Source organism: Achromobacter sp. 1011791174, from assembly GCF_059760925.1.
The window spans coordinates 1-25712 of the sequence record NZ_JCBANH010000026.1; the positions used below are offsets into that span (position 1 = coordinate 1).

General features: G+C 68.7%; 24 protein-coding genes, 1 pseudogene and 1 riboswitch. Of the genes and pseudogenes, 10 read left to right on the forward strand and 15 right to left on the reverse strand.

What is annotated here, in order from left to right:
* Window positions 1–96: 96 nt before the first annotated feature.
* From AC6LJ5_RS11740 to AC6LJ5_RS11750, 3 genes are read right to left on the reverse strand one after another with little or no spacing between them, the layout of a single operon-like run.
* Complete coding sequence (locus tag AC6LJ5_RS11740) at window positions 97–906, reverse strand: amino acid ABC transporter ATP-binding protein (protein WP_498140546.1); 810 nt, start codon at window positions 904–906, stop codon at window positions 97–99.
* The gene (locus AC6LJ5_RS11745; protein ID WP_103271867.1) at window positions 906–1580 is read right to left on the reverse strand and encodes an amino acid ABC transporter permease; all 675 of its coding nucleotides are present in this window, start codon (window positions 1578–1580) and stop codon (window positions 906–908) included. Before AC6LJ5_RS11745 ends, AC6LJ5_RS11740 begins: the two co-directional genes overlap by 1 nt.
* Window positions 1577–2365, reverse strand: a complete 789-nt coding sequence (locus AC6LJ5_RS11750) for an ABC transporter substrate-binding protein (RefSeq protein ID WP_103271868.1) — start codon at window positions 2363–2365, stop codon at window positions 1577–1579. The genes AC6LJ5_RS11745 and AC6LJ5_RS11750 overlap by 4 nt, the downstream gene beginning before the upstream one ends.
* Window positions 2366–2626: 261 nt before the next feature.
* Here AC6LJ5_RS11750 and AC6LJ5_RS11755 point away from each other — a divergent pair, with 261 nt between their 5' ends.
* Window positions 2627–3511 carry a helix-turn-helix transcriptional regulator gene (locus tag AC6LJ5_RS11755; protein ID WP_498140547.1) on the forward strand — a complete coding sequence of 295 codons (885 nt, stop codon included), beginning with the start codon at window positions 2627–2629 and terminating at the stop codon, window positions 3509–3511.
* Here the strand turns inward: AC6LJ5_RS11755 and AC6LJ5_RS11760 are convergent.
* Window positions 3444–4100: a TetR/AcrR family transcriptional regulator gene (locus tag AC6LJ5_RS11760; protein ID WP_498140548.1), complete on the reverse strand. Its 657-nt coding sequence runs from the start codon at window positions 4098–4100 to the stop codon at window positions 3444–3446. The two genes, AC6LJ5_RS11755 and AC6LJ5_RS11760, sit on opposite strands and share 68 nt — an antisense overlap.
* A 184-nt stretch (window positions 4101–4284) precedes the next feature.
* The gene (locus AC6LJ5_RS11765; protein WP_498140549.1) at window positions 4285–5196 is read right to left on the reverse strand and encodes a LysR substrate-binding domain-containing protein; all 912 of its coding nucleotides are present in this window, start codon (window positions 5194–5196) and stop codon (window positions 4285–4287) included.
* 135 nt (window positions 5197–5331) lie between these two features.
* On the opposite strand from AC6LJ5_RS11765, the gene AC6LJ5_RS11770 reads away from it, so the two are divergent.
* From AC6LJ5_RS11770 to AC6LJ5_RS11780, 3 genes are all read left to right on the forward strand, one after another.
* Window positions 5332–6261, forward strand: a complete 930-nt coding sequence (locus tag AC6LJ5_RS11770; RefSeq protein WP_103271872.1) for an NAD(P)-dependent oxidoreductase — start codon at window positions 5332–5334, stop codon at window positions 6259–6261.
* A 169-nt stretch (window positions 6262–6430) separates the two neighbouring features.
* Window positions 6431–7411, forward strand: a complete 981-nt coding sequence (locus AC6LJ5_RS11775; protein ID WP_498140550.1) for a Bug family tripartite tricarboxylate transporter substrate binding protein — start codon at window positions 6431–6433, stop codon at window positions 7409–7411.
* A gap of 59 nt (window positions 7412–7470) precedes the next feature.
* On the forward strand, window positions 7471–8049 hold the full coding sequence (locus AC6LJ5_RS11780; RefSeq protein WP_103271873.1) for an amino acid synthesis family protein: 579 nt from the start codon (window positions 7471–7473) through the stop codon (window positions 8047–8049).
* Between the two features lie 191 nt (window positions 8050–8240).
* Here AC6LJ5_RS11780 and ribB read toward each other — a convergent pair whose 3' ends face one another.
* On the reverse strand, window positions 8241–8954 hold the full coding sequence (ribB, locus tag AC6LJ5_RS11785) for a 3,4-dihydroxy-2-butanone-4-phosphate synthase (RefSeq protein ID WP_103271874.1): 714 nt from the start codon (window positions 8952–8954) through the stop codon (window positions 8241–8243).
* Window positions 8955–9064: 110 nt separating this feature from the next.
* Window positions 9065–9219, reverse strand: a riboswitch (FMN riboswitch).
* A 405-nt stretch (window positions 9220–9624) separates the two neighbouring features.
* Window positions 9625–10122 (reverse strand): annotated as a pseudogene (locus AC6LJ5_RS11790) (SET domain-containing protein); the annotation flags it as partial.
* A gap of 155 nt (window positions 10123–10277) precedes the next feature.
* On the opposite strand from AC6LJ5_RS11790, the gene AC6LJ5_RS11795 reads away from it, so the two are divergent.
* Window positions 10278–11198: a bestrophin family protein gene (locus AC6LJ5_RS11795; RefSeq protein WP_498140551.1), complete on the forward strand. Its 921-nt coding sequence runs from the start codon at window positions 10278–10280 to the stop codon at window positions 11196–11198.
* 138 nt (window positions 11199–11336) lie between these two features.
* On the forward strand, window positions 11337–11555 hold the full coding sequence (locus tag AC6LJ5_RS11800) for a type II toxin-antitoxin system Phd/YefM family antitoxin (protein ID WP_158658317.1): 219 nt from the start codon (window positions 11337–11339) through the stop codon (window positions 11553–11555).
* A gap of 32 nt (window positions 11556–11587) precedes the next feature.
* Here AC6LJ5_RS11800 and AC6LJ5_RS11805 read toward each other — a convergent pair whose 3' ends face one another.
* The gene (locus tag AC6LJ5_RS11805) at window positions 11588–12061 is read right to left on the reverse strand and encodes an Lrp/AsnC family transcriptional regulator (RefSeq protein ID WP_103271876.1); all 474 of its coding nucleotides are present in this window, start codon (window positions 12059–12061) and stop codon (window positions 11588–11590) included.
* 93 nt (window positions 12062–12154) lie between these two features.
* On the opposite strand from AC6LJ5_RS11805, the gene ilvB reads away from it, so the two are divergent.
* A complete protein-coding gene (ilvB, locus tag AC6LJ5_RS11810; protein ID WP_392411604.1) occupies window positions 12155–14005 on the forward strand; it encodes a biosynthetic-type acetolactate synthase large subunit in 1851 nt (616 codons plus the stop codon).
* 97 nt (window positions 14006–14102) lie between these two features.
* Here ilvB and AC6LJ5_RS11815 read toward each other — a convergent pair whose 3' ends face one another.
* From AC6LJ5_RS11815 to AC6LJ5_RS11835, 5 genes are all read right to left on the reverse strand, one after another.
* Window positions 14103–14882 (reverse strand): SDR family oxidoreductase, encoded by a 780-nt coding sequence (locus tag AC6LJ5_RS11815; RefSeq protein WP_103271878.1) that lies wholly within the window; start codon window positions 14880–14882, stop codon window positions 14103–14105.
* Window positions 14883–15040: 158 nt separating this feature from the next.
* Window positions 15041–15910, reverse strand: a complete 870-nt coding sequence (locus AC6LJ5_RS11820; RefSeq protein WP_498140552.1) for an ABC transporter permease — start codon at window positions 15908–15910, stop codon at window positions 15041–15043.
* Between the two features lie 11 nt (window positions 15911–15921).
* On the reverse strand, window positions 15922–16692 hold the full coding sequence (locus AC6LJ5_RS11825) for an ABC transporter ATP-binding protein (protein WP_498140553.1): 771 nt from the start codon (window positions 16690–16692) through the stop codon (window positions 15922–15924).
* A complete protein-coding gene (locus AC6LJ5_RS11830; protein ID WP_103271880.1) occupies window positions 16692–17750 on the reverse strand; it encodes an ABC transporter substrate-binding protein in 1059 nt (352 codons plus the stop codon). The genes AC6LJ5_RS11825 and AC6LJ5_RS11830 overlap by 1 nt, the downstream gene beginning before the upstream one ends.
* 154 nt (window positions 17751–17904) lie before the next feature.
* On the reverse strand, window positions 17905–20529 hold the full coding sequence (locus tag AC6LJ5_RS11835; RefSeq protein ID WP_498140554.1) for a DNA topoisomerase III: 2625 nt from the start codon (window positions 20527–20529) through the stop codon (window positions 17905–17907).
* Window positions 20530–20591: 62 nt separating this feature from the next.
* On the opposite strand from AC6LJ5_RS11835, the gene AC6LJ5_RS11840 reads away from it, so the two are divergent.
* Window positions 20592–23231 carry a GDYXXLXY domain-containing protein gene (locus AC6LJ5_RS11840; RefSeq protein WP_498140555.1) on the forward strand — a complete coding sequence of 880 codons (2640 nt, stop codon included), beginning with the start codon at window positions 20592–20594 and terminating at the stop codon, window positions 23229–23231.
* A 19-nt stretch (window positions 23232–23250) separates the two neighbouring features.
* Here the strand turns inward: AC6LJ5_RS11840 and gluQRS are convergent, their stop codons facing one another.
* Entirely contained in the window at window positions 23251–24141 is an 891-nt protein-coding gene (gene gluQRS / locus AC6LJ5_RS11845) for a tRNA glutamyl-Q(34) synthetase GluQRS (protein ID WP_498140556.1), read from the reverse strand.
* Complete coding sequence (locus AC6LJ5_RS11850) at window positions 24138–24620, reverse strand: Smg family protein (RefSeq protein ID WP_498140557.1); 483 nt, start codon at window positions 24618–24620, stop codon at window positions 24138–24140. Before AC6LJ5_RS11850 ends, gluQRS begins: the two co-directional genes overlap by 4 nt.
* A gap of 472 nt (window positions 24621–25092) precedes the next feature.
* On the opposite strand from AC6LJ5_RS11850, the gene AC6LJ5_RS11855 reads away from it, so the two are divergent.
* Window positions 25093–25422, forward strand: coding sequence for a type II toxin-antitoxin system RelE/ParE family toxin (locus tag AC6LJ5_RS11855; RefSeq protein ID WP_498140558.1), 330 nt, complete (start codon window positions 25093–25095; stop codon window positions 25420–25422).
* Window positions 25406–25708 carry a helix-turn-helix domain-containing protein gene (locus AC6LJ5_RS11860; RefSeq protein ID WP_103271885.1) on the forward strand — a complete coding sequence of 101 codons (303 nt, stop codon included), beginning with the start codon at window positions 25406–25408 and terminating at the stop codon, window positions 25706–25708. The genes AC6LJ5_RS11855 and AC6LJ5_RS11860 overlap by 17 nt, the downstream gene beginning before the upstream one ends.
* The last annotated feature ends 4 nt before the right edge of the window (window positions 25709–25712 follow it).

Genomic DNA, 25712 nt, shown 5'->3' on the forward strand with positions numbered 1-25712 from the left:
GGGCCTGTATCGAGGCCAGGGCCTGCGTTAGGGGCGGGATCTGGTTCCGGGGCCGGGCGTGGGTCGTGGCGCATGGGCAGGACTCGTGTGGAAGGCTCAGGCGGACATGCCGCCGCGTCCGCGCGTGGCGGTATGGATGAAGGCCCGGGCGCGGTCCGTGGCGGGGTTCGTGAAAAACGTCTCGGGCGGCGCGATTTCCACGATGCGGCCCTGCTCCATGAACACGACACGGTCTGCCACCTTGCGCGCGAAGGACATTTCATGGGTCACGATCAGCAGCGTGGCGCCGGTCCTGGCGATGTCCTGGATCACGTCCAGCACTTCCTGCACCATTTCCGGGTCCAGCGCCGACGTGGGCTCGTCGAACAGCAGCAGCTCGGGCTGCATGGCCAGGGCCCGCGCGATGGCGACGCGCTGTTGCTGTCCGCCCGACAGCTGGCCCGGCCGCTTGTGCTGGTGGTCTCGCAGGCCCACGCGTTCCAGCAGGGCCTCGGCCCGCGCCGTGGCCTCGGGCCAGGACAGGCCACGCACGCGCACCGGCGCCAGCGCCACGTTCCTGAGCGCGCTCATGTGCGGGAACAGGTTGAACTGCTGGAACACCATGCCGACCTCGGCGCGCACGCGCCCCAGGCGCCGGTCGTCGCGCACCGTGATGCCGTCGACCTCGACGCTGCCGCCGTCATAGGTTTCCAGCAGGTTCACGCAGCGCACCAGCGTCGACTTGCCGGACCCGGACGGGCCGATGAGGGCGATGACCTCGCCACGGGCCACGTCCAGGTCGACGCCGTCCAGCGCGGTGAAGGCGCCGTAGTGTTTTTCCAGCCGCCGCAGGCGCAGCAGCGGGGGCGGGTTCGAGGCCGCCGCTGCGTCGGCGTCCTGCGGCGCGGGGCAGGGTGGGATGTGCACTATCGGGCTCCCCGGCGGCTGGCGCGGTTCTCGATGGCGCTGACCACGCGCACCAGCGGCAGCAACAGCAGCAGGTACAGCATGGCCGCGCCGATCAGCGGCGTGGGATTGGCGTAATAGGCCTGCGCCTGCGTGGCCTGCTTGAGCAGGTCCGGCATGGCCACCACCGAGGCCAGCGCGGTGTCCTTGATCAGGCTGATCGCGATGCCGGTCCCGGGCGGGATGGTGAAGCGGATCGCCTGCGGCAGCACGATGTCGGTCATCATCCGGGGCCAGGACAGGCCCAGCGCGCGGGCGGCCTCGACCTGGCCGGCGGGAACGGCCTCGATGCCGGCGCGGAAGGTCTCGGCGATGTAGGCGGACGCCACCAGAGATAGCGCGGCGGTCGCGGCCCAGAACGGCGGCAGTCGCAGGCCGACGAAGGGCAGCGCGTAGTAGACGATCACCAGCAGCACCAGCAGCGGAATCGCCCGCAGCACGTCGATCAGCGCGATGGCGGCCCAGCGCAGCGGCTTGACCGCGTACAGGCGCAGCACGACCAGCAGCAGCCCGAGCGCGGTCGCCAGGACCAGGCTGGTCGCGCCCAGCAGCGCCGTCAGGCGGAAGCCGGCCAGCAACGAGCCGATGGAGTCGGCCAGCACGCTGGTGTTGAAGAAAGTGTCGGCCAGGTTCATTGCACGGCCGGAATGGCTTCGATCTTCACCGTGCTGGATTGCGGGCCGGCCTCGGCGTTGAACCATTTGCGGTACAGGCCGGGCAGCGAGCCGTCGGTCTTCATGCGGCCGATTTCCTGGTTGATCGCGTCCAGCAGCGGGCTGGCCTTGGGCAGCATCAGCGCGTTCCTGTCACCGGTCATCACTTCATGGATGATGGAGAACTGCGGCTTGTCGCGGATGTACCAGGCCATGATCGGGCAGTCGTTGATGCTCGCGGCGGTGCGCTGCGAGGCCAGGTCCATCATCGGCTCGATATTGCCGTCGTAGCGGCGGATTTCCTTGTAGGCGTGTTCCTGTTGGGACCGGGCGGCCCAGATCTCGCCCACCGTGCCGGTGATGACGCCGACATCGCGCCCCTTTAGCTGCTCCACGCGCTTGACGGGACCGTCCGAGAGCGCGGCCACGCACTGATTGGAATCGATGATGGGCTGGGTGAACGCGACGTTCTCGAGCCGTTTGGCGGTGATGGTGATGGCGCCCAGGGCAACGTCGGCGCGGCCGGATTGCACGGCCGCGAACAGCATGTTGAACGGCATCGACGAGAATTCGACCGACTTGTTCAGGCGCTGGGCCACGGCCTGGATCACCTCGACCTCGAAACCGGTCAGCTTGCCGTTGCGGTCTTCGAATTCGAAAGGCGGATTGCCCTGGTTGACCGCGACGCGAAGGTCGGCCGCGAGGCTGGCGGTGGCGGCCAGGGAAAGGCAGGCCGCCACGGCGGGCGTGGTCCATATGCTGTTCATACCGTCTCCTTGGGAAGCGCGCTTGTCGTTGTGGTGACAGCGACCTTAGCAAGCGGGCATGGGAGCGGTAATCCCCTCTTGGGGGGATGGCGCGCGCGGGCCGTGCAAGCGGCGCGGCATCACGCTCGCATGAAGAATCAGACGAATGAACAGCGGCGGACCCATGGGCGGATCTTTTTGCGTCACCCGCGGCATTGCCGCTCCCGCCGCGATTTGGCATGCTCGGGAATCCGCGAATCCATCCCGCGCCGGAGGTCCCGCATGTCCGCCGTGATGACCATCGATCACATGAGCCAGCTCGTCGACGCCCTGGACCGGCAGGACTTCCCGGCCTTGCTGCTGGAGCGCCTGGAAGCGCTGGTGCCGTTCGACCTGTATGCCGTGTTCTTCTACGACGGGGAATCCGCGCCGGCCTGTCTGCATAGCAACTTCCCGTCCGGCGCGCCGGAACGCTCGCTGCATCGCTACTCGGGCGGCACGTTCCGCTATCACCCGTTCTTCCAGCATCACCTGCGGGGCATCGAAAGCGGCGTCCATTTCCTGCCCGAGCTGTGCCGCTCGCCCTTCCTGCACCGGCCCGAGCGCGATTGCGACAGCATCCGGCTGAGCCGCGACGAAGAGATCGGCTATCTGACCCGGGACTTTCCCGCCACGCTCAAGGAGCTGGACCTGAGCGTGCGCCTGGCCGGCTCGCGCACCTTGCAGGTGGGCCTGTACCGCCAAGGCGGCGCGCGGTTCACCCGCCACGAGGCCGCGCGGCTGAACAGCGTGTTTCCGCTGGTCCAGTCGCTGCTCAGGCGGCATCTGGCCTCGTGGCTGGCGGAACGCGAATGCGCGTCGCGGGACGGCCTGCGCCTGGCCGGCATGCGCGGCTGGCGGGAAAGGCTGTCGCCGCGCGAGGCCGAGATCGTCGGCCTGATTCTCAGGGGCTATTGCTCGAAGGAGATCGCGCAAAAGCTCAAGATCGGCATCGAGACCGTCAAGACGCATCGCAAGAACGCCTATGCGAGGCTGGATGTGTCGAGCGCGCCGGAACTGGCGTCCCGCTTCCTGGATACGCTGGCGGCGGCAGCCTGTCTCAGCCCGCCTTGCGCGGCGCGGCCCGCTTGCGGGCGGCCGGCGCCGGCACGCTCAGATAGCCCATGATGGCGTCCACCACCGCCTGTTCCAATTGCGCCGACGAAAAGCCGGCCGGCGGTTCCAGCGCGGCCGCGTGCACCAGCGATTCCATGATGCGCAGCACCACATAGGTGGCCAGATCGCGGTCCGGCTGTGCGATCTCGTCGCGGTGGAACTCCAGCAGGTGCCGCATGCGGCGGTGGATGTCCTGGTCGGCGAGGCTGTGCTCGCGCGGTTGGTCGAACAGCGGGAACTCGCGTTCCAGCACGCGATGCAGCGCCGGTTCCAGCAGGTGCGCGCCCAGCATGGCGCCGACGATGGCGGCGACCCGGTCGCGCAGCGTGGCGGCGGGATTGGCCTCCAGCGTCTGGTCGATCAGGTCCAGCATCTGCCGGTCGTGGCGGTCGTGCAGGGCGGCGATCAGCGCGTTCTTGTTCGGGAAGTACTGGTACAGCGAACCCACGCTCACGCCCGCGGTTTCGGCGATCAGGTTGGTGTTGGTGCCTGCGTAGCCATGTTCGGCCAGCACGCGGGCGGTGGCTTGCAGGATGGCGTCGACGGTCTGTTGCGAGCGCTGCTGGCGCGGCGCTTTTCGGGGCTGCGGGATGGATGTCATGAAAGCCGGGTGATGCGTGTATCTAATGCGAGCTGTGGCTCATTAAATTCTTCTGTGCCCGCGGGGGGCGCGAGTCCCGGAATTATGCCATCGCCCAGGCGGGCCTCGCGCTATCCCGTTCCCTCTTTCCATTTGAAGGACTTCCTTGCATGTCGGCCGTCGCGACGGCGGGCGGCGGCAAGCGCTATCCCGGTGTTTTCAGGTCAGGCAGGCCGCGCACATGTTCCCTGATCAGGCGCACGAAACGCTGCACCTGCCGGCTGGGCCGCTCGAAGCGCGAGCGCGCCAGGCTCAGCGACAGCGGGATCGATTCGCGCAGCGGCCGCGCCACCACGCCGGGCCAGCCCTGGCCGCCCACCGAGAACTGATCGACGATGGCGACGCCGGCGCCCGCCCGCACCAGCGCGCAGGCGACTTCGGCGCGCATGATGTTGACCGCCGCGCTCCAGCTCACGCCGGCCCGCTGGAAGGCCGCCGCCACCAGCTGGCCGAAGGGAATGTTGCGGCTGTAGAGCACCAGCCGGCAGGCCGCCAGCTGCGCCAGGCTCACGCGCGGCTGCGCGGCCAGCGGATGGCCTTCCGGCAGGATGCAGACCATCTCGCCCGTGGCCAGCGGTTCGACCACCAGGTTGGGATGGTCGACCGGCAGCACCGAGATCGCCAGCTCGGCCTTGCGGCCCAGCAGCTCGTGCGCCATGTCGGCCAGCAGCGTGGTGTGGAACTTGAGCCGCACGCCGGGGTGCAGCTCCAGGTAGCGGGCGATGGCCGGCGGCAGGAAGTTCAGCGCCAGGCTGGGGCTGGCGCACAGCGTCAGCGCGCCCTCGGGCCGGGCGGCCAGGTCGCGCGCCAGCTCGTCGATGCGCAACGCTTCCTCGAACAGCGGCCCGACTTCCTCGAACAGGCGCTGCGCCTCGGGCGTGGGCGTGAGCTTGCCCTTGTCGCGCGCGAACAGCTGCAGGCCCAGGCTCTGCTCGGCATGGGCGATCAGCCGGCTGACGGCGGGCTGCGACACGAACAGCAGCTTGGCCGCGCCGTTCATCGAGCCGGTCAGCATGACCGCGCGAAACACCTCCATCTGCCTGAGCTTGAAGCGCATGGCGCTTTCCGTCCTGTCTCGATAATCGTTTGTTATATCCCCCGGCCAACTTAGCATAGGCCGTGAAAATCCACAGCCGGTAGTATCCCCATGCGCTTTTCGTTCTGGAAAAGGCATCATCGATAAGTAGAAGGCATGAGCATGGAAATCGGATTCGTCGGACTGGGAATGATGGGCTTGCCGATGCTGGAGAACCTGGCGCGGTCCGACTCGGACGACCGGATCCTGGCCCATGACCGCGACCCGGCCCGCCTGGAGCGGCTGCACGCGCATCCCGCCTGGGGCCGCACGCTGCGCGGGGCCGGGAGCCTGGACGAGCTGGCCGGCTGCGACATCCTCATCACCATGCTGCCCGACAGCGCCGTGACCAATGCCGTGATCGAGGGCGCGCCGGGCCGTCCCGGGCTGATGACACTGCTGCGCCCCGGCGCCCTGCTGCTGGACATGGGCTCGTCCGATCCGGCGCAGACGCTGCGGCTGGCGCCGCTGCTGCGCGCGGCCGGGCTGGCGCTGGTCGACGCGCCCGTTTCCGGCGCCGTGGCCAAGGCCGCCGCCGGCACGCTGGCCATCATGGCGGGCGGCGACGCCGCCGACCTGGAACGCGCGCGTCCGCTGCTGTCGCGCATGGGCGCCACGCTGATCCCCACCGGCGCGGTCGGCTCGGCCCATGCCATGAAGGCGCTGAACAACTATGTGTACGCCGCCGGTCTGCTGGCGGCCAGCGAGGCGCTGCTGATCGCGCGCCGCATGGACCTGGACCTGGACGTCTTCACCGACGTGCTCAATGCGTCCAGCGGCCGCAACGTCGCCACCGAGACCAAGCTGCGCCAGTTCATCGTGCCGGGCAGCTACGCCGGCGGCTTCGCGCTGGCGTTGATGGCCAAGGACCTGCGCACCGCTGATGCGCTGCAGGCGCACGCCGGCGTGCGCGTCGGGCAGCTGTCGCTGTGCGCCGGGTTGTGGCAGCGCGCGCTGGCGGAGATGGAGCCGGGCGTGGACAACACGCGGATCCACCAATACCTGGAGCGGCTGAACGCGTCCGAAATGGCGGCGCATCCGGCGTAACGATACCGTCCGTCGTGGCGGACGCGTGGGTCGCATGGGCGGGTTGGCAACGGATCCGTCCGGCAATGAGAGCAGTCCTGCGCCGCGCTGGCTGGCGCGGGCATGTCGTCCCGTGGCGCGCGGCAGCGGCCTCGGGGCGGTGACAAGAACACATCAACAGGAGACAGCCATGCAACCCATCATCGCCGCGCGGCGGCTGGCGGCCGGCCTGGGCGCGGCCCTGCTCGCCCTTGCTGTCATGCACCCGGCGCGGGCCGCCTACCCCGACCGTCCCATTCGCATGGTCGTGCCCTTTCCGCCGGGCAGCATCACCGACGTGGTGGCGCGCAGCCTGGGCAAGGCCATGGCCGACGACCTGGGGCAGCCGGTGGTGGTCGAGAACAAGCCCGGCGCCAACGGCATCATCGGCACGCATGACGTGGCGCGCAGCAAGCCGGATGGCTATACCGTGGTGGTGGTCGGCGTGTCCACGGCCGCCAGCGGCGTCAGCCTGTTCAAGAACCTGCCCTACGATCCGGCCGTCGACCTGTCGCCCATCGGCGCCGTGGCCGAGACGCCCTATCTGCTGGTTGGCTCGCCGCGCCTGCCGGGCGCCAGCGTGGCCGAGCTGTACGCCTACGGCGCGCGGCATCCGGGCAAGCTGACCTATGCCTACGGCTCGGGCAGCGCGCAGGTGTTCGGCGCCAAGTGGGCGCGGATGGGTGGCATCGACGTCACGGCCGTGCCCTATCGCGGCGGCCCGCAGGCGCTGACCGACGTGATCGGCGGCACCGTGGACCTGACCTTCACCGATCTGGCCAACGGCCTGCAGCAGGCGCGCGCCGGCAAGGTCAAGACCTATGGCGTCAGCACGCCGGAACGGTTCCCGCTGGCGCCCGACATTCCCACGCTGAACGAGAGCGGCGCGCCCGGCTTCAACCTGACCGTGTGGTTCGGCCTGATGGGTCCGAAGGATCTGCCCGAGCCGGTATCCCGGCGCCTGGCGGCCGCGCTGGAGAAGGCGCTGGGCAATGCCGAATTGAAGGAAGCCTACGCGGCGCAGGGCCTTTCCGTGAAAACCCAGACGCCCGCGCAATTCGGCGCCTTCGTGCGCGCCGAGATCGACAAGTGGGCCGCCATCGTCAGGGAAACCGGCATCGAGCCGCAATGAAGGGCGCGCCGTCGCCGCATGTCATCCCCGCATTCCATCCTGTTCCCGGAGGCCATCCCATGTCCCTGATCGATATCCGCAAGCGTTGCCTCATCGTCGAAACCACGTTCCATGAGTACGGTCCGCCGCCGGCCGTGCCGTTGAAGCTGGCCGCGTCCTGCGCCGTGATTCGCAATCCCTATGCCGGCCGCTACGAGCCGGACCTGATGCCCTTCATGGCCGAACTACGCGGGCTGGGCACGCTGTTGGCGACCGAGCTGGTCGACACGCTGGGCAAGGACAGCATCGAGGTCTACAGCAAGGCCGCCATCGTCGGGCTGGACGGCGAGATGGAGCATGGCGCGGTCTGGCACGAGGCCGGCGGCTGGGCCATGCGCAGCGTGCTGGGCGAGCCCAAGGCGATGGTGCCGGCCGTCAAGGCGGTGGCCGTGGCCGGCTACCGCATGATGGTGCCGGTGCACTATATCCACGCTTCCTATGTGCGCAGCCACTTCAACAGCATCGAGATCGGCATCCAGGATGCGCCCAGGCCGGGCGAGATCCTGTTCGCGCTGGTCATGGGCACGGGCGGCCGCGTGCATGCGCGGCTGGGCGGGCTGACCAGGGAGGCGGTGTCGGCGCACGACGGGCAACGCTGAACGCGCATCGCCCGGGGGAAGGATGCCGGCGCGGCGGGTCGCGGCGTCGGCATTGGCCTTGGTCAGCCCCGGCAGCGGCCCCGGTCGGTGCCGGCTGCGGCATCGACACCGGCGGGTTTGGTGCGGGTCGGGTGTTCATATCGGCGCGGTCCGGGGCTGAAGGCCGGGCCGCGCCGGTGTGGCGCGCCGGATCAGGCCGTGGCGGCCATCTCCAGCACTTCGTCGTCGACCGGCGTGGCCTGGCCATCGCGCAGCTTCTGCAGATGATCGGCCAGCTCGGCGATGGTCAGCGCCACCAGGCCGTGCTGGGCGGCGTAGCGCTCCAGCGCGGCGCCGCGCATCATGGTGCCGTCGGCGTTCATCAGCTCGCACAGCACGCCGGCCGGACGCAGGCCCGCCAGCACGGCCAGGTCGACCGAGCCTTCGGTGTGGCCGCGGCGCGTCAGCACGCCGCCGGGCTGGGCGCGCAGCGGGAACACGTGGCCGGGGCTGACGATGTCGCCGGGCTGGCCGGTGGGCGAGACGGCGGCGCGGATGGTGGTGACGCGATCGGCCGCCGACACGCCGGTGCTCACGCCCTCGCGCGCCTCGATCGACACGGTGAAGGCGGTGGCGTGGCGGCTTTCGTTCTTCTGCACCATGGGCGGCAGGCCCAGGCGGTCCAGCGCCTCGCCGGGCAGGCACAGGCAGACGATGCCGCTGCCGTCGCGGATCAGCTGCGCCATGACGGGCACGGTGAGCTTGTCGGCGGCGACGATCAGGTCGGCCTCGTTCTCGCGGTCGAAGTCGTCCATCAGGATGACGGGACGGCCCAGGCGCAGGTGATGCAGGGCGCGCTGCAAGCGGGCCTCGAACGGCTGGGAAGCCAGGCTGGGAAGGGATTGCTGCGGATTGGTATTGGACATGTGAAACGCTCTCGCGGAAAAAGTGGGCGAAAAACGTTTCAGGGCTATGCGACAGCCGAACAGAAAACCGCTGGCCGGACGCAAGCGCCCGGGCAGCCGAGTATGTGCCGGCACATCTTCTCTCATCCGGACTATGACCGTCGGCCCTGGCATCTCACCAGGTCTGCTGACCCCGGCGTTCCTGGGGAACACCGGGCGCTCGCGGGCTCGCCACATTGCGTGGCATACCGCCGGTGGGGAATTTCGCCCCGCCCTGAAGACGTACTGCATGTCGTGTTAACGACCGGCTGATTGTACGCCTGCGGGCGCCGGACGGGGCAATACGCCTGCCGCCGGTGGGGTTTCAGGCGGGGGACGGAACCGGCGCGGTCTTGTGCGTGGCGCGGCGCTTGGCGGCGGGGGCCTTGGACTGGGCTGCTTCCGGCTTGGCAGTGGCTTCGGCCGGCTTGCGGGCGGGTTTCCGCGCCGGCTTGGTGGCGGCCTGGCCGTCCGCTTGCGCGGGCGCGTCCTGCTTGGCTGCGGGTTTGGCGTCCGGCTTTGCGTCCAACAGTGCGTCCTGTTTGGCGCCCGGCTTCACCGCTTGCTTCGAACCGCCCCGTTTTTTCGTGGGCGCGTCCGCGCTCTTGGCCACGGGCTGCGCCTCGGCCTGCCTGGCCTCGGCCAGCTTCTTCTGCGCCTTCTTCTTCTGCTTGTCCGACAGAGCCAGCATGGTGCCGCGACACGGCGGCGTGCCGCAGAGGCAGCGGTAGCCGTCGCGCAGCGCCTTGGTGATGCGGCCGTCCAGCACCAGGCCGTAGTCGTAGGACAGCTCTTCGCCGCGCGCGATGTCGCGCACGGCCACGATATAGACGCGCTTGCCGTGTTTGCCTTCCTGCGCCTCGCAGTTGGGTTCGCAGGAATGGTTGATCCAGCGGGCGTCGTTGCCTTCGTCGCCGCCGTCGATCACGCGGCCCGAGCTGAGGGCGAAGAAGAAGGTGTGGAACGGGTCGTCCGGATTGGTCGGATGGCGGCGGTCCGCTTCCTTGGCGCTGATGCGCTGGCCGCCGTATTCAATGATGCGCGTGCCCGCGGGGATCTTGCGCGCGGCGAAGACGCCGTTGCCGTGCAGCTTGGAGCGGCGGACGGCGTGCCAGGGCTTGATGGGGGTGTCTTCGGAGGCGTTGGTCATGGGGCTGCGGGCCTTTGGGGGCGATGAAACGAAACAGAATTATATCGGCGCGTCCATGACGGTTTGACAGGCGTATAGTGGGCGCGCCGCGTATCTGCTTTCCGGTTTTCGTTTCCGGTTCCTCTTTCCGTCTCGCCTTTCCTTCCCACCCCATCATGATCGTCCGTCCGCGTCCTTCCGCGCTGGCCCTGTTCTTCATTCTGCGCGGCTCCATCATTCCGCGCATCTTCAGTCGCATTCTCGTCATCACCCTGCTGGCCTGCCTGGTCGTGTGGATGTACCACGACCGCATGTTCTCGCCCGCCCACCTGTCCGCCGTGCCCTTCTCGCTGTTCGGCCTGGCGCTGTCGGTCTTCATGGGTTTCCGCAACAACGTCTGCTACGACCGCTGGTGGGAAGCGCGCAAGCAATGGGGCGAGCTTATCGTCCAATGCCGCAGCCTGGCGCGCGAAAGCGCGGTGCTGCTGGCCGCCAGCACCGCCAACCCGGTGCAGGAGCGCATCGTGCGCCGCTGCATCGGCTTCGCCTACGCGCTGGCCGCGCGCCTGCGCGAAGAGGACGCCCTGGCCGCCGCCCGGCCCTGGGTGCAGTTGGACGAGGCCGAAACCCTGGCCGGCTGCCGCAACGTGCCGGACGCGCTGCTGCTGGCCATCAACCGCGACCTGGCCGCCTGTCTGCGGCGCGGCGAGCTGACCGACATCCTCTACCAGGCCCTGACCCAGCGCGCCGCCGCCTGCGCCGCCATCCAGGCCGCCTGCGAGCGCATCAAGTTCACGCCCTCGCCCTTCGCCTATTCGCTGCTGCTGCACCGCACCGCCTGGCTGTTCTGCCTGCTGCTGCCCTTCGGGCTGGTGGGCGCGCTGGAATACCTGACCCCGGTGGCGGTCACCATCATCGCCTACACCTTCTTCGGCCTGGACGCGCTGGGCGACGAACTGGAAGACCCCTTCGGCAAGGATGAGAACGACCTGCCCCTGTCCGCGCTGGCGCGCGTCATCGAGATCGACCTGCTGGAAGGTCTGGGCGTGCGGCCACTGCCGGAGCCGGCGGTGCCGGTGGATTATGTGCTGAGGTAGGGGGCGGGGATGCCGCGAATTTGCGGGGACCCACAATAGATTGGGTGTGGGTGTCCGGCTACAGTGGGCACAGGCGCCTCGTGAAATGGCATGGCGCTTCGATGCGGCATGCTGTTGTCTTGGGAGACCTACGCTGTGATGGATCACGACGAATGCAAGGCTCATACCTCTGCCGAGACTACTTGCACGAGCAGCGAACGCCCTATTCTGGCACCTGCGACCAGCGACAGCGGCATGCAAGAAACACTGCATCTGCTTAGTACGAAAGCCAACGCCAAGCGCCTGCGAAAATCCATTGCGAATTTGCGGGCCGGAAAACTCCTGATGTTCGGTATCCGAAAACCGGGCCACACCTGAATGGTCAGGGCCCATGCCTGGTTTGCACGGACCTAGGCCGTTGCCGCGCCCGTCAGCGGCAGCATCGTCTCCTTCAACCGGCGCAGCACAAAGCAAGACTTGCTGTGCCGGATCCCCGGTATTCGGTACAGCTGTTCGCGCAGCAGGCGCTCGTAGTCCCGCGTGTCGCGCACGGCGATGCGGATGTAATAGTCGTAGTCGCCCGACACCAGGAAGGCCTCCAGCACCTCGGGAATCTGGGCCAGGGCGCGGCCGAATTCGTACAGGGTTTCCTCGCTGTGGCTTTCCAGCGTGACGTGCACGATCACCGTGTCCATGAAGCCCAGGCTGGCCGGGTCGATGTCCACCGTATAGCCGCGGATCACCCCGGCGCTTTCCATGCGCTTGATCCGGTTCCAGCAGGGCGTGGATGACAGGCCCACGGCCGCGCCGATGTCGTTGAGGCTGGCGCGCGCGTTCTGCTGCAGCACCTTCAGAATGGCCAGGTCAAACTTGTCCAGGTTCATTTTCTTCAAATTCTCCATGTTGAAGATGAATTTACTCCGTATGGCCGTTATCCGTGGAAAAGAAGATAAAAATTCTTCCCATCCACGAATAAGATAGTCAGCATGAACGATCGCCTCCACTCCGCCGCCCTTGCCGTCCTGCCGGACGCCGATTCCACCGCCTCGCGCCCGGCCGCCGGCCCCGCCGCCAACGGCGCCCGGATCCTGCTGGACACGCTGATCGCGCATGGGGTGGACACGATTTTCGGCTACCCCGGCGGCGCCGTGCTGCCGCTGTACGACGCGCTCTACGCCGAGCCGCGCCTGCGCCATGTGCTGGTGCGTCACGAGCAGGCCGCCGTCCATGCCGCCGAGGGCTATGCCCGCAGCACCGGCCGCACCGGCGTGGTCTTCGTGACGTCCGGCCCGGGCATGGCCAACACCACCTCCGGCCTGCTGGACGCCATGTGCGATTCGATCCCGGTGCTGTGCATCAGCGGCCAGGTGGCTACGGCCGCCATCGGCACCGACGCCTTCCAGGAATGCGACGCCATCGGCATCTCGCGCTCGGTGACCAAGTGGAACACCCAGGTCCGCGCGGTGGACGACGTGGCCGCCGTGGTGAGCCGCGCCTTCGAACTGACACGCCAGGGCCGGCCCGGTCCGGTGCTGCTGGATTTCCCCAAGGACGTGCAGCTGGCCGTGCCGCATGACGCCGACATCGACGTGCCGGCAGCGCCCTCGCAGCAGAAGCTGGCCGCGCTGCGCGCGCGCCGACAGGCCGGCAAGCTGGCCCCCAAGCTGCCGCAGTCGGCCGTGCGCCGCGCCGCCGCGCTGATCGCACAAGCCAAGCGTCCTATTTTCTATGGTGGTGGCGGGCTGGTGAACGCCGGCCCCGAGGCTTGCGCCGCCTTCACCGAGCTGGTGCGCCACACCGGCGCGCCCTGCACGCTGACGCTGATGGGCCTGGGCGCCTTTCCCGCGTCCAGCCCGCAGTTCGTCGGCATGCTGGGCATGCACGGCACGGTCGAGGCCAACCTCGCCATGCACAACGCCGATCTGGTGGTCTGCATCGGCGCGCGTTTCGACGACCGTATCACCGGCAAGCTCTCGGAATTCTGTCCGCACGCGCGCAAGATCCACATCGACATCGACCCCGCCTCGATCAACAAGGTCGTGCGCGTGGACGTGGCGCTGGTCGGCGACTGCCTGCCGCTGGTGCAGGCGCTGCGCGCCGAGCTGGGTGACGCGCCGCTGGACCCGGCGCGGCTCGCACCCTGGTGGGACCGCATCGCTACCTGGCGCGCCCGGGACTGCCTGGGCTACACGCCCTCGGCCGAGTCCATCCTGCCGCAGCACCTGATGGCGCGCCTGAACGCCGCGCTGGACGGCCGCGACGCCGTCGTCTCCACCGACGTGGGCCAGCACCAGATGTGGGCCGCGCAATACCTGCGCTTCGACCGGCCCAATCGCTGGCTGACCTCGGGCGGCGCCGGCACCATGGGCTACGGCGTGCCCGCCGCCATCGGCGCGCAGATCGCGCACCCGGACAAGACCGTGGTCTGCGTCAGCGGCGACGCGTCCGTGCTGATGAACATCCAGGAACTGTCCACCGCCATGCAGCACCAGACGCCGGTCAAGGTCGTGCTGTGCAACAACGGCTACATGGGTATGGTGCGGCAATGGCAGGAGCTGATCCACGGCGGCCGCTACAGCCACAGCTACAACGCCTCGCTGCCCGACTTCGTGGCGCTTGCGCGCGCCTTCGGCTGGGGCGCGGCGCGCGTGGACGATCCGGCCCAGCTGGACGCCGCGCTGGCCGAGTGCCTGGCCCACGACGGCCCCTACTTCCTGGACGTGGCGGTGGCCGCGCAGGAAAACTGCTTCCCCATGATGCCCGCCGGCCACGGCCACCAGCGCATGATGCTGGCCGAAGGCGTCTGGTACCAGGACGAGACGAGCTGAAGCGGGGGCGGGAGCGTCCTTCCGCCCGCCCCGAGGAAGGACGGCCCCCTTTTGGGGGGCAGCAAGCGCGCAGCGCGCGGCGCGGCGGCGCGTTCCCTTAGAACTGGATCGACAGTCCGCCGTCCACCACCAGCACGTGCCCGTTGACATAGGACGCGGCGCGCGAGGCTAGGAACACGGCGGCGCCGGCGATTTCCTCCGGCTCGCCCCAGCGGCCCGTCGGATTGCGCGCCGCGACGCGCGGGCCGACCGAGGGGTCGGCAATCATCGCGGCATTGGTCTCGGTGGCGAAGGTGCCCGGCGCGATGGCGTTGCTGGTGATGCCGCGCCCGCCGAACTCCGCCGCCAGCGCCCGCATCATGCCGGTCAGGCCCTGCTTGGCCGCCGGATAGACGGCGTCGCCCGCGCGCGCGAATTCGCCCACCACGGAAGTGATGGCGATCAGCCGGCCGCCGCCCTGGCGCACCATGCGCTCGGCCGCGAGCTTGGACAGCAGCAGGCCGGCCACCAGGTCGGTGTCGATCAATTCGCGGATCTCGGCGGGCGTGGTGTCGGCCAGCGTCTTGCGGTTGCGCGCGCCCACGTTGTTGACCAGGATGTCCAGCCGGCCATGCTCGGCGTCGATGCGGGCGAAAGCCTGCGCCATGGCGGCGTCGTCGGCCACGTCGAAGGCCAGCGCGTGCGCGTCCAGCCCGTCGCGCCTGAGCGCGTCGGCGGCCGCCTCGGCGGCTGTGGCATTGCGGCCGTTGATGAGCACGCGCGCGCCACAGCCGGCCAGCGCCCGCGCGATGCACAGACCCAGCCCACGGGCCGATCCGGTCACCAGCGCGACCTGGCCGCCGAGTTCGAAGTTGCGCAGATAAGGCAGGGTATTCATGTCATTCGCCTATGGCTGGGAACGGGAACCGGGAAGAAACGTCGTGCTTGTTGGATCGCAGGCTCGCCCCGATCGGGGCCGCGCGGATCCGGCTTCGCCGGTCCGCAGCGGCGCCCCCTTGAGGGGGGAGGCGCGCAGCGCCTCGGGGGTGGGCCCAATCATTCGCGGAATTCCGGGGCCCAGTGCAGCAGCCGCCGCTCCAGCCACGTCACGCAATACACCAGCGCGATCCCCACCAGCGACAGCAGCGTGACCGCGGCGAACATGTCGGTGGCGTTGAGCGTGGCCAGCGCGGTGATCATCAGGTAGCCCATGCCGGTGGTGGAGCCGACGAACTCGGCCAGCACCACGCCGATCAGCGCGAAGCTGATGGCGTTGGGCAGCGCGGCGAAGGTCCAGGCTGCGGCGGTGGGCACGCGCACGCGCCACAGGATCTGGCGCGGCGAGCCGCCCAGTGTGCGGCAGAAGTCCACCAGCTCGCGCTCCACGCTGCGCCCGCCCTTGTAGGTGTTGAAGAACACCAGGAAGAACACCACGAACCAGGACGTGACCACCTTGGACGCCAGCCCGAGCCCGAAGAACATGGTGATGAGCGGCACGAAGGCGATGCGCGGCATGGAGTTGAAGGCCACGATGTAAGGATTGAACACATCGGCCAGGAAGCGGCTGCGGCTGAGCGTCATGCCCACCAGGAAGCCGCTGCCCACGCCCACCGCCAGCCCGATCAGCGTGGCCTGCAGCGTCAGCCACAGATGCGGCCAGACCGAGCGTGGGCCGGGCTGCAGCCATTCCCACAGGCGCACGGCCACGCGCGAGGGCTGGCTGATGAAGAAGGGATCGAACAGGGTGTTCTGCGTGAACCAGGGAATGCGCGTCAGTGTCTCCCAGGCGCCCAGGATCACGGCCAGGATCAGCACCTGCCACAGCGTGACGTGGACGCGGCGGGCGATGGCCGCGCGGCGGTCCAGACGCAGCGGGTCCTGCGGCGCGGGGGCGGATTCATGGCGGGGAGTCGTCGCGGAAGTCATGGCGTCCGGTCTCAGGCGGCGGCGCGGAACTGCTGGCCCAGCACGCTCCACAGGCTTTGCACGTGGGCGGTGAACTGCGGCGTTTCGCGCAGCGTGAACACGTCGCGCGGATGCGGGATGGCGATGCGCTCGTCCAGCAGTACGCGGCTGGGCGGTCCGGACAGCACCACGACGCGGTCCGACAGCGTGATGGCCTCGTCCAGGTCGTGCGTCACCATCACGATGGTCTGGCCCAGTGTGCGCCAGATCTCGATCAGCTCGCGGTGCAGGTGCGTCTTGGTGTGCGTGTCCAGCGCGCCGAAGGGCTCGTCCAGCAGCAGGATGCGCGGCTCCACCGCCAGGCTCATCAACAGCGCCACGCGCCGCCGCATGCCGCCAGAGAGCTGGTGCGGATAGGCGTCGGCGAAGTCCGCCAGATGGCCCAGCTCCAGCAGCTCGGCCACGCGGCTGGCGATCCGGTCGGGCGCCACGCCCTGGAACTTCAGTCCCAGGGCCACGTTCTTCCGGACGCTGAACCAGGGCAGCAGCGTGTCCTTCTGGAAGATATAGCCCAGTCTGGGCGGCACCTGGCCGTTGACCCGCTGGCCGTCCACGCGGATTTCGCCGGCGGTGGGCGGCAGGAAGCCCGCGATCATGTTCAGCAGCGTGCTCTTGCCGCAGCCCGAGGGGCCGACGATGGACACGAACTCGCCCGCGCCGATGGTCAGGCTGACCTCGCCCACCGCATGCGTGACGCCCCGGCGCGCGGGGTACGCCTTGCCGACCCGGTCCAGCTCGATCATTACAGGCCCCGGGCGCGGCGCACGAAGCTCATGTCGACGCAGCGCGAGTACGGCACGGTCTTGAGTTCGTCGTTCGAGAACTGGCGGCCGTCGCCCATGATGGCGCTCATGCGCTGGTAGGCGTCCTCGGTGATGAGGTTGTCCGACAGGAACACGGTCTGCTTGTAGACGCCCAGCGTTTTCTCGATGGCGCTCTTGGGGAAGGCGCTGAGATAGTCGTCGTAGATCGCCTCGGTGATGGCGGCGGCGTCATGGGCGCTGATGAAATCCTGCGCCTTGACCAGCGCGCCGACGAAGGCCTGCACCGTTTCGGGGCGTTTTTGGATGGTGTCGGCCAGCGTCAGCGCGGCGATGCCGGGCACGTCGCCGCCCATGAACTCGTTCCACGAGGCCTCGGTGGTGGCGTCGAAGATCGGCACGCCCCAGCCCTCCTGGCGGGCCTGCTCCATCATCGACATGGTGGCCATGCTGGCCGAGACCGAGCCGGTCTTGAGCGCGCCCAGCATGGTGGCCAGGTCGCCCAGCGGGCGGATGTCCACCTTGTCGGCCACGCCGGCCTTCTGCATCAGGTACAGCGCCATCAGCCAAGTGCTGGACTGCGGCTGGGTCGCGCCCACGCGCTTGCCGGCCAGGTCTTTCAGCGACTTGATCTTGCCGCTGTCGTAGTCCTCGCGCCGCACGATCACGTTGGCGTAGGTCAGCTTGCGGTCGAAGCCGAACACCAGCGTGGCCGGCTTGCCGGCCAGCGTCAGCGCGGGCGCGGCGGTGGCGGCGGTGGCGCCGAACACGATCTGGCCGGCGGCCAGCAGCTGATTGGTGCGCGGGCCGCTCTGGGAATTCAGGTACTCGACCTCCAGCCCGGCCTCGCCGAAATAGCCGCGCTTGAGCGCCACATAGCCGGCCGCGAAGAAGGGGTCGATGCTGCCCTGCCCGTAGACCACGCGCCCCAGCTTGGGCTGGGCCAGCGCCACGCGGCCCTCGATCAGGCTGAGGCCGGCCAGCGCGCCGGCGGCGGTCAGGATGCGGCGGCGGGCGGGGGAGCGGGGGCTTGCGGTCATGTCGTCCTCTTCGGTCGTGTGCGGTACAGCGGGGTAAACAATACCGCAATACGGCGGGGTTCCGGGCGTTTGTCATGCGCCTGTCGCAAGCGGCCCGCCAATGAAAAACGCCCGGTCTCCCGGGCGTTCCTCAACGGCTGCCGATCGTTGCGGCTCAGGCCGCGGTCTTCTTGGCCGTTTTCTTGGCGGCGGTCTTGGTCGCGGTCTTCTTCACCGCCGCCTTCTTGGCGGGGGCTTTCTTGGCGGCCGTTTTCGTGGCCGTCTTAGTGGCGGTCTTGGTCGCCGCCGTCTTGCTGGCCGTCTTGGCCGGCGCGCGGCCCGGCTTTTCGGGGCGCGGCTCGAACTCGAAGCCGATCTTGCCGTCGGGCTGGCGCACCAGGAAGGCCTTGAACTTGCGGTTGGTGCGGCTGGAGACGAAACCGTCGAGCAGGCCGGTGCGGCCCTCGGTCAGCAGCTTTTCCATCTGCTCGCGCGAGATTTCCTGCTGCAGGATGACCTTGCCGGAACGGAAATCGCAGGTCCTGGCCGGACCCACGGACTTCTCGCAGACGTAGCTCATGCCGTGCTCGAAGACGCGCGACGAGCACTTGGGGCAGGCGCCGACCGGCGTGTGGCCGGAGAAGTCCACGGCTTCGGCGTCGTCCTCGTCGTTCTGGCCGAAGTCGAATTCCAGTTTGTACTCGTCGCTGATGCGCAGGATGGCGGCGAAGGGCCGGCCCATCTTGCTGATGAAGCCTTGCAGCGGGCCGATCTCGCGCTTGGCCAGCAGTTCCTCGACTTCCGGCAGTTCGAAGGTGCGTCCGCCCGGGTGCTTGCCGATCGAGAAATCGCAGCTGGTGCAGGCAAAGCGCCGGTAGTTTTCCTTGACCACGGCGCCGCACTTCGGGCAGGGCGTGCGCAGCGTGGCGTAGTCGCCAGGCACAGTGTCGCGCTCGTATTCCTTGGCGCGCTTGACGATGACCTGCGTCATCTGCGCGATCTCGCGCATGAAGGCCTCGCGGCCCAGGCCGCCCTGCTCGATCTGCTTGAGCTTGTGCTCCCATTCGCCGGTGAGTTCGGGCGAGGTCAGTTCGGTCACGTCCAGGCCGGACAGCAGCGTCATCAGCTGGCGCGCCTTGGCGGTGGGCACCAGGTCGCGGCCTTCGCGGCGCAGGTAGCTTTCGTTGAGCAGGCCTTCGATGATGGCCGCGCGCGTAGCCGGCGTGCCCAGGCCGCGCTCGGACATGGCTTCGCGCAGCTCTTCGTCGTCGACCAGCTTGCCCGCGCCTTCCATGGCCGACAGCAGCGTGCCTTCGTTGTAGCGCGCGGGCGGCTTGGTGGTCAGGCCCACGGCTTCGACGTCCTCGGTGCGCACGGTCTCGCCGTCGGCCACCGGCACCAGGTTGGCGTCCTCGCCCTGGGCTTCCTTGCCGTAGACGGCCAGCCAGCCGGGGGCGACCAGCACCTTGCCGTCGGTGCGGAAGCGATGGCCCTGCACCTCGGTCATGCGGGTGGTGACGCGGTATTCGGCGGCGGGGAAGAACACCGCCAGGAAGCGCTTGAGCACCAGGTCGTACAGCTTGCCCTCGGCCTCGCTCAGGTCATGCGGGATCTGCAGCGTGGGGATGATGGCAAAGTGGTCCGACACCTTCTTGTTGTCGAAGATGCGGCGGTTGGGCTTGACCCAGCCCTCGCCGACCACGGTGCCGGCATGGCGCGCCAGGCCGCCGACGGCGTTCGAGCCGCCCTGCGCCAGCGCGCGCATGGTTTCCTTGACCGTGTTCAGGTAGTCCTCGGGCAGGTAGCGCGAGTCGGTACGCGGGTAGGTCAGCGCCTTGTGGCGTTCGTACAGGGTCTGGGCCAGCGCCAGCGTGGTCTTGGCCGAGAAGCCGAAGCGGCCGTTGGCCTCGCGCTGCAGCGAGGTCAGGTCGTACAGGGCCGGCGACATCTGGGTCGAGGGCTTGGATTCCTCGGTCACGCTGCCGGGCTGTTCGCGGCAGGCCGCCACCACGCTCTGGGCGGCGGCTTGCGACCACAGGCGCGATTCGCGCTTTTCCGGGTCGCGCTCGTCCTTCTTGAAGTCCGGGTCGATCCAGCGGCCTTCGTACAGGCCGGCGGCGGCCACGAACTGGGCGCGCACCTCCCAGTAGTCGCGCGGCACGAAGGCGCGGATGCGTTCCTCGCGCTCGGCCACGATGGCCAGCGTGGGCGTCTGCACCCGGCCGACCGGGGTCTTGAAGAAGCCGCCGTCCTTGCTGTTGAAGGCGGTCATGGCGCGCGTGCCGTTAATGCCGACCAGCCAGTCGGCCTCGGCGCGCGAGCGCGCGGCCGCTTCCAGCGGCTTGAGCTGGACGTCGTCGCGCAGGTTGGCGAAGGCGTCGCGGATCGCGGCCTGGGTCATGGACTGCAGCCACAGGCGCTGGATCGGCTTCTTCACGCCGGCATACTGAATGATGTAGCGGAAGATCAGTTCGCCCTCGCGCCCGGCGTCACAGGCGTTGATGATGGCGTCCACGTCCTTGCGCTTGGCCAGGCGGACCAGCAGTTTCAGGCGTTCGGCTGATTTCTTGTCCGTGGGGCCCAGCTCGAATTCAGGCGGAATGACGGGCAGGTGCGTGAAGCTCCACTTCCCTTTGACAGGATCGTTGGGCGCGACCAGGCTCAGCAAATGGCCGATGCTGGAAGCCAGTACGTAACGTTCGCTTTCAAAATAGTCGCCCTCGCGCGCGAAGCCTCCCAAGGCGCGTGATATATCAAGGGCCACCGAGGGCTTCTCGGCAATAATCAGCGTTTTATTCATGTGTATCCAGTGGCGGCGGACCCGCCTTAGTAGCGCGGATAATAAGATCGGAGATTCTCGACATGCAAGTCGGCACTGAAAGGCAAGCGGGATCCGAACTGCACGCTTGGCGTCAATTCCTGGCGCGAAGCACCCTCTGGCTGGGCGTTTTGCTGCTGGGCAGCGCGGCCATTTGCTGGGTCGCGGCCAATTGGCAGGACATGAGCAAGGTCCAGCGATTCGCCGGCGCCCAGACCCTGTTGGCCGTCTGCGCGCTGGCCGCCGCCTGGGCCGGATTGCGCCTGCGGACCGCCGCCGGCGCGCGCGGCGCCATTCCCGGCGCCCTGCTGGCCCTGGCCGGCATCCTGCTGGGCGCCCTGCTCGCGTTGCTGGGCCAAACATACCAGACCGGCGCCGATACCTGGGAACTGTTCGCCTGGTGGGCCGTGCTGCTGCTGCCCTGGGCGCTGGCCGCGGCCAGCCAGGCGGTCTGGCTGCTGTGGGCCCTGGTCGTCAACGTGGCCATGGCCCTGTGGCTGGGCGAGCGGGTCTTCAGCTGGTGGGGACTCCTGGGCGCGACGTACCTGCCCGCCCTGATCATGGCCGGGCTGAACCTGACGATGCTGGCGGGCTGGGAACTGGCCGCGCGCCGCTGGCGCGCCAGCACCCTGGTCGGTCCGCGCCTGCTGGCCGCGCTGACCATCGGCGCGCTGGTGATGTCGACGATGTACACCGACCTCTTCATCGGCCGCAGCTACGGCAGCACGACCGGCAGCATCGCCTGGCTGGCGGTCACGCTGGGCCTGGGTTTCTATTATCAGAAGGTGCGCCGCGACCTGGTCATCCTGGCCATGCTGGCCGCCGGCGTGATCTGCGTCTCCCTGCGGGTCGTGGGGGAATGGCTGCTGCGACTGGAGCCCGGCGCCTGGGCGGCGCTGCCCCTGGCCGCGTTGCTCATGGCCGAGGCGGTCTGGGCCGCGCGCTGGCTGCGCGGGCTGGCCGCCGAGGGCAAGACGGCCGCGCCGGCGGCCGATGCCGAGCCCGCCAGCGCCTCGGCCGGCAATCCCGTGGACCCGGCCCCGGCCGGCGAGCCGGTGGCCCAGGTCACTCCGCCCGCGACGCCCGCCGCCGATGCGCCCTGGTACGTGCAATGCCTGCTGGGCCTGAGCGCCTGGCTGGCGACGCTGCTGCTGCTGCTGTTCATCGGCTTGTCCCAGATCGTCAACACGCAGGAAGGCGCGCTGGTCGCCGGGCTGGTGCTGTGCGCGGCCGGCGTGGCCGTGCTGCGCAGCGAGGCCGGTCCGTTCTGGCGGCAGTGCGGCACGGCGATGGCCTTCGCCGGCGAGCTGCTGGTCATTTTCGGAATATCAGACTCCACGTCATTCACCAACGCCTGCCTGTTCGTGCTGGCCCTGGCCGTGGCGGTGTACGTGCTGGGTACCGATCTCATCCTGCGCTTCCTCAGCGGCCTGCTGATCGCGGGCGCCGCCGCCGGGCTGATCTGGCGCGGCCTGTCGCCCGCGCTGGTGGACGAGAACCTGTTCGACGCCCTGTGGCGCTTCGATTCCGCGCGCGCCGCCTTTCTGTGGCTGCCCATCGCCGTGACCGGCGCCTGGGGCGCGGCGGTGGCCTTCAGTCTGAGCCGTCGCGATGCCAGCCCGCGCGCCCGCGCGCTGGCGCCGCTGGCCTGGGCCTTCCTGCTGTCGGTGCAGTGCATGGTGTGGCTGGCCGGCGGCATTTCCGCTCAGCAGCTGCCGGCCATGTGGGCGGTCAACCCGCGTTCGGCCGTGCTGGTGGTCGCCGGCGCCCTGCTGCCGGCCGCCGCGGCGCTGTCCGTGCTGTGGCCGCGCCGCCGCGTGCTGACCGCCGGCCTGCTGTGGGGCGTGCCGCTGGCCCTGCTGATCCTGGCGCTGTTCTGGCTGCCCAGCCCCGGCGTGGGCTTCGCGCTGGCCTGGCTGCTGCTGGGCTTCGGCCTGGGCCTGCGCAGCCTGACCGTGTTCGGCGTGGGCAGCCTGCTGGTCTACCTGGGCGTCTATTACTACCAGCTGGAAGTGCCGCTGCTGCAAAAGGCCGTCTGGCTGGGCGGCGGCGCCCTGCTGCTGTTCTTCCTGCGCGTCATGGTGTGGCTGGTGCCGCGCCTGATGCGCACCCGCGAGGACGGCCCGCGCGCCATCCTGCCGCCGGTCTCGGCCGTGCTGCGCTGGCGCACGGTGGGCGTGCTGGGCGGGCTGGCCCTGGTGCTGGCGGTGGCCAACGGCAGCATCTGGCAGCGCGAGCAGCTGCTGGGCAGCGGCCGCGTCGTGATCCTGGAGCTGGCGCCGGTGGACCCCCGTTCGCTGATGCAAGGCGACTACATGGCACTGAACTTCGCCGCCAGTCGCGACGTCACGCGGCTGCGCAAGGACGGCTCGCGCGACCCGGCCCTGACCCAGGACGAGGTACTCAGCTACGAGCCGGACGGCTACCTGGTGCTGGCGCAGGACGAGCGCGGCGTGGGCAAGGTCCTGCGCATCCAGCCCGGCACCCAGCCGCGCGCCGATGGCGAGGTGCCGCTGCGCTACCGCGTGCGCGACAACAGCGTGCGCATCGTCACCAATGCGTATTTCTTCCCCGAGGGCCAGGCCAAGCGCTACGAAGTCGCGCGCTTTGGCGAACTGCGCGTGGGCGAGAACGGCGAGGCGCTGCTGGTGCGGATGCTGGGGGCGGACTTGCAGCCACTATAAAGGCGGCCCGGGCGCAAGCTCAGCCGCCCGGAGGCGGAAAGCGGTGCGCCCATTGCGCCGTGGCCCGCGCCAGGAAACCCGCCGGGTCGGCCGCGCCGTCGAGGGTCTCGAAGCCCAGCGCGCGCCAGGCGCCCTGTAGCGCGGCCAGGGGAGCGCCGGTGTCGATGGCCGGCGCGCCGTTCTGCTTGGACAGTTTCAGGCCGCTGTCGGCGTCCAGGATCAGCGGCACGTGCATGTAGCGCGGCAGCGGCAGGTCCAGCAGCCGTCCCAGCATGCGCTGGCGCGCCGTGGAGCTGAGCAGGTCGGCGCCGCGCACCACGTCGGTGACGCCTTGGGCGGCGTCGTCCACCACCACCGCCAATTGATAGGCCCACAGCCCGTCGGCGCGGCGCAGGGCGATGTCACCCACCGCCCGCGCCACGTCCTGTTCCTGCGGCCCCAGCCAGCGGTCCTCGAAGCGTTCCACGCCGTCCGGCATGCGCAGGCGCCAGGCGCGCGCCTCGCGGCCTGGCGGCAGGCCGTGGCGGCAGGTGCCGGGATAGGGCCGCTCGCCGTCGGCGCCGGGCGCGGTCTGGCCGCGCAGCGCCGAGTCGGCGATCTCGCGCCGGGTGCAGCCGCAGCCGTAGATCAGCCCGCGCGCGGCCAGCGCGTCAAAGGCCGCCTGGTAGGCATCGCCGCGCCGCGACTGCCACATGATCTCGCCGTCCCAGTCCAGGCCCAGCGCCCGCAGCTGCGCCATGATGCATTCGGCGGCGCCCGGCACGGTGCGCGGCGTATCCACGTCCTCGATCCGCAGCAGCCAGCGTCCGGCGCTGGCGCGCGCGTCCAGCCAGCTGGCCAACGCGGCCACGAGCGAGCCCGCGTGCAGCGGGCCGCTGGGGCTGGGGGCGAAGCGGCCGACGTAGGTCACGGACAGATCAGCTCAGGGCAAAAGGCAAGGCGCCGCACGCCCTCGTCGTCCAGCAGCTCTTCCAGGACCAGATTGTCGATCTCGGCTTCCTGGCTCCAGAGCACCATGAGGGCGATGATCTTGATCTTGTCCAGCGGCACCGGGGTTTCGGGCGACGCCAGGCCACGGTCGATGACGATTTCGCGCAGCGGCGCGGGCAGCACGCCGGCCGATTCCAGGAAGGCAATGAAGCCGATGGATTCGGAGCCGAGCTGCTGGTATTCGTTGTCGGTGTAGATCCGGGTGCCGGTGTTGGGCACCTGGGCGAGATCGACGCAGCGTTCGGTGGTCTCGGCCAGGCCGTACAGCCAGCCGAGGGCGTCGTCGATGTCTTCATGCTCGAAGCCGGCCGCGGCGAGCCGCTTTGCCAGGACGTCGGCCGCGGGACAGGCTTGCGGCGTGTAGTAGTTCTCGAACAGATAAACCAGGATATCGAACATGTTGCGCACTCTAGTGCTTGTTTGCACAGTCGGCCCGGATATCGGCAGACCAGCAAACATGAATTTTACTGTACGCCGAAATATTTCCTCGGGCAACCGAGAGGACGGACGGTTGTTGTATGGCCGTCATCGTGCGGGAACTGTCACATATCTGCGGGCATTTTGCTTTCAGAATGAATGATTCGGCAGGTCGGACAAGGGGCAGGTTGGGAGGTATTCCTGACCCGCCCCTTTTTTCGCAGTGCTATTACAACGGGCATAGGCCTGTTGCTGAGCCTGTGTCGGAGGGACGAAATGCTCACTGTCGCCAGGCAGAAGGCGATGCTCCTGGGCTAAGTTCACAGTTGCCGCACTAGCAGTAACTCCGATTTATGAGTATCGAAAACTATACCCGTTTCGGGTATAGTTTGGGGATAGTGATGACGCGTACTTTCAAACGCAGGGTTTTGCGCGCTGGCAGGCACGCGAGAAATTGGCCGACGCCGCGTTGTGCAAGGCGGTTCAGGAGATGGAGAGCGGCTTGGTCGATGCGAATCTGGGCGGTGGCCTCTACAAGCAGCGGGTCGCCCGCTGCGGCGCAGGCAAGCGCGGCGGCTATCGAACCCTGCTGTCGGCCCGGATCGGCAAGCGCCACATATTCCTGCACGGGTTTCCCAAGCGCGACAAGGCGAACATCACAAGGGAAGAAACGCAGGCGTTGCAATTGGCGGGCAAGGTGTTCCTGGAGCTGTCCGCCGATGCGCTTGCGACTGCCCTGAGCCTGGGCGTGCTACTGGAGGTACCTTGTGAGCAAGATCATTGAATCCCTGCGTGGCGACCTGGCTGCGCTGCACGAAGCGGGCGCGATCAGCAAGGTGACGATGCGTCAGTTCGACGCGATCTGTCCAGCGCCGGTGCGGGAATTCGAGGCGGCCGACATCAAGCGCCTGCGCGACTCCCTGAAGTTCAGCCAGCCAGTGTTCGCGCTGCATTTGCACACCACCGCTTCGACAGTGCGCAAGTGGGAGCAGGGCGAAACCCGCCCTGCCGGCCCCGCGCTCAAGCTGCTCAATGTCATCGCGGACAAGGGGCTGCAGGCTATTCTCTGATGGC